Annotated in this window: 5 protein-coding genes; 1 reads left to right on the forward strand and 4 read right to left on the reverse strand. The window is 30.5% G+C overall.

What is annotated here, in order from left to right:
• Positions 1–454: MutH/Sau3AI family endonuclease (locus ACT8VG_RS06735; protein WP_444195463.1), on the reverse strand; the 454-nt coding region annotated here is incomplete at its 3' end.
• Between the two features lie 142 nt (positions 455–596).
• On the opposite strand from ACT8VG_RS06735, the gene dcm reads away from it, so the two are divergent.
• The gene (dcm, locus tag ACT8VG_RS06740) at positions 597–1853 is read left to right on the forward strand and encodes a DNA (cytosine-5-)-methyltransferase (RefSeq protein ID WP_444195464.1); all 1257 of its coding nucleotides are present in this window, start codon (positions 597–599) and stop codon (positions 1851–1853) included.
• 114 nt (positions 1854–1967) lie between these two features.
• Here dcm and ACT8VG_RS06745 read toward each other — a convergent pair whose 3' ends face one another.
• From ACT8VG_RS06745 to ACT8VG_RS06755, 3 genes are all read right to left on the reverse strand, one after another.
• A complete protein-coding gene (locus ACT8VG_RS06745; protein WP_444195465.1) occupies positions 1968–2924 on the reverse strand; it encodes a PD-(D/E)XK motif protein in 957 nt (318 codons plus the stop codon).
• Positions 2925–2934: 10 nt separating this feature from the next.
• On the reverse strand, positions 2935–5112 hold the full coding sequence (locus ACT8VG_RS06750; RefSeq protein ID WP_444195466.1) for a Z1 domain-containing protein: 2178 nt from the start codon (positions 5110–5112) through the stop codon (positions 2935–2937).
• Between the two features lie 3 nt (positions 5113–5115).
• A partial coding sequence (locus ACT8VG_RS06755) for a hypothetical protein (protein ID WP_444195467.1) occupies positions 5116–5490 on the reverse strand: 375 nt, incomplete at its 5' end.

A 5490-nucleotide genomic window follows, 5' to 3' on the forward strand; every position in this document is an offset into this window, starting at 1 on the left:
CTTCTGGTATGTCTTTAAACTCATACAGAAAAATCTTATCTATGCATAAATCATAATTCAACTTTTCAGGCTCATTAAAATAAAACATCAAAAGAACTTTATTGAGCTTATCTAAGACATGACTATCTTCAAATGAAACAGCATAATCCTTCATGTAGTTAATCATAGTTACAACAAGTCTCTCTTTTGCAGAAACCATATTCTTATCTTTCCCTACTCTATTCATTGGAGTGACTTTTAATTCTACTCCTAATTCCGGGAAGTCTGCTTCTTGTCGGCTATCAATGCCTTTATGGAATAATCCTTCTTCAATGACTTGTCCAATCTTTCCCTTATTACCACCATTCAAACGATTATTCACATCATACTCTTTAAAAGGAACGCCCAAAGAAGACTGAGCTGTTTCCAGTAGTTCTTCTATGCTTTGATAAACTTTATTTTTTTCTTCACTCACACTTACAATCCTCCTTGAAAAATGATAATATATAGACCACTTTGCCTATTGATCGATAATTCTATTTAATGTATAATAGATGTGTTATGGGCTTATACATAAAAATGTAATTATATTATAACATAAGACGGAGGAAGTATACATGGAACTAACAGTTGTAGAACTATTTGCCGGTGTAGGTGGATTTAGAGTAGGATTGAATGATATTAAATCATTTGATGAAAATGATAAAGCTATTGAAAATAGAAATTGGAAATTCGTTTGGGCGAATCAGTTTGAACCATCTACTAAAGCACAGCCTGCATATAACTGCTATTGTACAAGATTTGGTAAAGAACATACTTCCAATATCGATATCCAAGAGGAAGTAGCCCACTTAGATGAAGATGCAGATTATATTCCTAACCATAGTCTTCTTGTCGGAGGTTTTCCTTGCCAGGACTACTCAGTTGCAAGATCACTAAGCGGTGAAAAAGGGATTGAAGGTAAGAAAGGTGTTCTTTTCTGGTCAATCGCAAAGATTTTACATGTGAAAAAGCCACCTTTTGTATTATTAGAAAATGTAGACAGATTACTTAAGTCACCTTCTAAACAGCGTGGTAGAGACTTTGGTATTATGCTTAGAACTTTCAACGATGAAGGTTATGATGTAGAATGGCGTGTTATCAATGCTGCTGAATATGGGGCAAGACAGAGAAGAAGAAGAACATTCATTTTTGCATGGAGAAAAGATACAAAGTATGCAAATACACTTTCTGATATAAAGATTGAGGATATTATCGCAAAGGATGGATTGTTTGCAAGACAGTTCCCAATCAACTTGATTGATACTCCTATTAGAACTTATGATGTGACTTCTTATGAAGATACTGTAGAGATGACAGAAAAATTCCATGCAAACTTTGAAAATACAGGTTGTATGGTGAATGGCCAAGTTGTAACTTTTAAGACTGAGCCTCAGTTCAAAGAACCAATTCCTTTAAAAAACACTTTACTTCATAACGTAGATAAGAAATTCTACTTAAATGATAAACAGAAAGAGAAGTTTGAATACTTAAAAGGTTCTAAACGAATCACAAGAACAAATGCAGCAGGTTTCACTTATAACTTTTCTGAAGGAAAGATAGCTTATCCCGAAAATATTGATTTACCAAGTAGAACCATGTTAACAAGTGAAGGTACAGTGAATAGAAGTAGCCACGTTGTTGCAGACCTAGATACAGGAGAAAAGAGAATTATTACTCCTGTAGAAGCCGAGAGATTACAACATTTCCCTGATAACTGGACTAATACAGGAATGACTGATAGACAGAGATATTTTATGATGGGTAATGCATTAGTAACATTCATTATCAATACACTAGAACCTAGATTAGAAGAGATTATAAAAGCAGAGTAGCCTTAATGGTTACTCTGCTTTTTGAATAAATATATTAATCAGCAAAAGCTTTCACAAAAATATAACGAGGATTTTTTATAGAATAGTATTTTTTAAATTGTATAGTGCAGTCCCTTACTTATTCACAATGGCTTCTTTTAGTTCACCTATAATATAATCATTATCCTCCATTAAGCATTCTTCACAATTACTGTTATACTCTGCATCTGTGACATTTAGTGGATTTTCTTTAAATTTAGGAATATTAAGTGCATTAATAATTCTCATATTATCTATTGTATAGTTTTCATTAAATCTAATTTTTTGCAATTCTTCCTTGCATTCATCATCACAAATATATCTCACAATTCTAGCTTTTTTTGTAGGATAAGAGTTCAATAACGGCAAACACGACTTCATCAAATCATATAAGCTTAACCCTTGATCATCTTTTTGTAACTTATAAGATATGATATACACTTTGTTTTTGGCAGAATTTAACTGGTCATGTCTAAACTTATGGATTCTTTCACTTTTTATTGTGGATTTTACATCAATTTTCAAGTCTTCCGTAATTGAAAAATCAAACTTCATCCTGTCAGTGCTTTGCCAGTACTTTGCAAAATCGAATTCGTTTCTAAAATAATAGATAGTAAATAACTCAGTATATACTCCTTGTAAATCATTAGCGCTCAATGATGGTGTTTTAGAAAAGAAATCATTCAATACACCAAAAATAGTAATCATCCTATCCATAGTTATACTTTGGTTAAAGAAATAAGTATCAACCAACTGTAAAAATAAGTATTTTTCGTTATCGACATTTGAATAACATGTAATCACATGATAAATATCATTATGCGGACCATTATTAAGTTTCAGCGTAAGTGATACATTACATTGCAAGCTTAATAATTTTGTTCTATATGACAATTCTTCTCTTGCTTTTTCTTTGGACATAATTATGACACAAAGATTTCGTTCTGAGTCTTCACCCACAAATATATCTTCATTCACGTTAACTAAGTCGAAGTCTGAATCAACATCCTGATTATATAAAAATTTTTCTTTGTAAGTTTCACATATATTCATATAGTTCCTCCTATACCGTTGTTATGAGATTCTTCATTCTATAATTTGGAGGCATATATACTGCCAAACACAAACTAGTTCGGCCTGTTTTTTTATCTAGTATATTATGAAACTGTATTTCTATAACATTACCACGAACTACTTCTCTATCACCACAATAATCAATTTCATCTTCAGTCATAGCATTTTTAGGTGATTTACCAACCATATAGTTGTTTATTTTCCCATCAATGACTTTTACTTTCTGCAATCCATTATTGTAATTATATCTTGGCCAATTCAAATCACAAACTGGTTCAATTTTTTGTTTTTCCAAGTACATACAAACACGTTTCAAAAATACTGTATCTATAACAGAATTCTCAGAAAAAATAAATTTACTCAAATAAACATCAACTACGTGTTTAAATGAAAGTCCTCTTATAACTTTATGTTTTGTTCCACCATTCTTGCCATAAGATTCTATTTCTATACTATCTTTATAATCTTCCAATAAAGATTTCATTACACTAATATTATTTTCTTGATATTCATCGCATTCAACAAAATTCTTTTCCGTAGACCAGGCAGATATGCTATACTTCTCAGTTTTTCCTACAGATGTTCTAGCAGGACGCAAATCATCTGGCAAACAAAATACTCTTTTCATGTTTTTAAAATTGTCTTTTATTTGGTTAAATTCTTTTATTGATTGCCACAACTCTTCTTCATGTTCTCTGATAGCGTCAAAATCCGATAATATTTTTTCTGTCGCAAATATTCTACATAAATCTAAATACTTTTTGTTAGTCATCTGATAACCGAACCATCTTGCTCTTTGTTGAACAGTATCTACATTTGATATACCTTTAGCGGACCTAACTATATAAGTAATTGCTAATCCAGAAAAAGTAAGACCTCTTCCTACCATAATACCACCTATATAGATATTATTTGTATAATTCTTATCCTGATCATTTAATGGACTTTGTCCCGTTATCAAAAATCGACCACAATCCAATAATTCAGCAGAAATATTATTTTTTACCTCTTCAAATGGAATAACATCTGCACCTGCTTTTTTGTAACTATCATAAGATTCCTTAAATTTCTTAATCAAGTTGTCATAATCTAAATCTTCAGGATGTTCTAACAAAAAACTCCAATTAGAGAAAATATCTTCAATATATTTATAAACAATTGTCAAATCATCGTTCTTCCAAGCCGGATGAACTAACATTGAAAATTTCTCTTTTTTACCTTTTTCATTTCTGTATCTTTCATGATATATAGTAGCAGCCACAAAAAACATACTCATCGCATCATAAAAAGACTTAGGAATACCATCTCCATCAAGAATTCCCTGTTCTTCATTAGGAATTTCAATACAATAAGGACTATCCACATCATGAAAGACATCTAAACCACAATATCCTTCTCCCGGTTCAACAAGCACACAAAAATCAGGAGATAAAACATCAATAGTTGGAACAATAATATTAGCTTGCGGTGTCGCAGTCACTGATAAAAAAGCACATCTATCACAACTATTTCTTAGATTTTTAATAGCTTTATAATTTGCGCTCTCTTTCTTTTTATCATACTTCGTATTTAATGTATATTCATCACCCTCATCATCAATAATTAAAACTGGTTGTGAAGTCAAAGTATCATCCATAAATAATTCTTTTTGAAGATTATAAATATGAGTTTGATTCTTTAAAGAAATGATGATTATCTTCTTTCCTAGTTTCAAAAAATTTTTAATTTTTTGCATTTCGATAGTACTTGAATCTTCTTTAGTAGATAAAATAACAACAGAATCTTCTTCTTTGAAATATTGTTTTACTCTGTCCTTATTTTGAGCAAGCAAAGAATTATTTGTACCACCTAAAACAATAGCAATGTTATAACCATTATCAAAACCCGTTGCAATAGTAGTAATAAAAGTAGATGTTTTACCACTTTGAACTTTTCCAATCATTAACCCTGTTACTCTTTTTATATTTTTATTATTTGGATTTGGACAATAACTTAATATTTTAGCTGCATTAAACATAGTTTTATTAATTCCACTATCTGAAATGTGCATCTTATTTTTCAAATACTCTTTTATGGATATTAAATATTCCCCATCTAAAGAAACTGTCCATTTTTCGCTTTTAGACTCTATTCTATCCGCATAAATCAACTCGTCTATTTTTGACACTTTTTAATCACCACCTAAATCTTTTAGAATTTTATTCATTCGTCTTCTAATATCCCCTGGATTAATCAATCCATTTTCTCCATATCTTCTTGAAAGTATTTCTGCTAAAGACAAACCAAATATAAACGATTGCATTTTACTAATGAATTTTGGATTGTCTGATAGTTCTTTAAAGAACACATTAGATATATTCCATTTAATCGTGTAAGATTCTGCTTCCTCTTTTTTTACTATAGATAGCCATTCTGCTGATGGATTATCATCAATAATAATCATTTCAAATTTATATTCTACATCATCAACATTAAATCTAATTATTTTATTAGTATCATTTTCCAAAGCTACTTGATTATCACCTTCTACTCCAAATTCCTTATC

Source organism: Catenibacterium sp., assembly GCF_052354645.1.
Classification (GTDB): domain Bacteria; phylum Bacillota_I; class Bacilli_A; order Erysipelotrichales; family Coprobacillaceae; genus Catenibacterium; species Catenibacterium mitsuoka_A.

What these genes read in the sequence shown, in the direction of transcription:
- dcm (WP_444195464.1), top strand. Translation starts at nt 597, where the DNA reads ATGGAACTAACAGTTGTAGAACTATTTGCCGGTGTAGGTGGATTTAGA.
- ACT8VG_RS06745 (WP_444195465.1), bottom strand. Translation starts at nt 2,924, where the DNA reads ATGAATATATGTGAAACTTACAAAGAAAAATTTTTATATAATCAGGAT.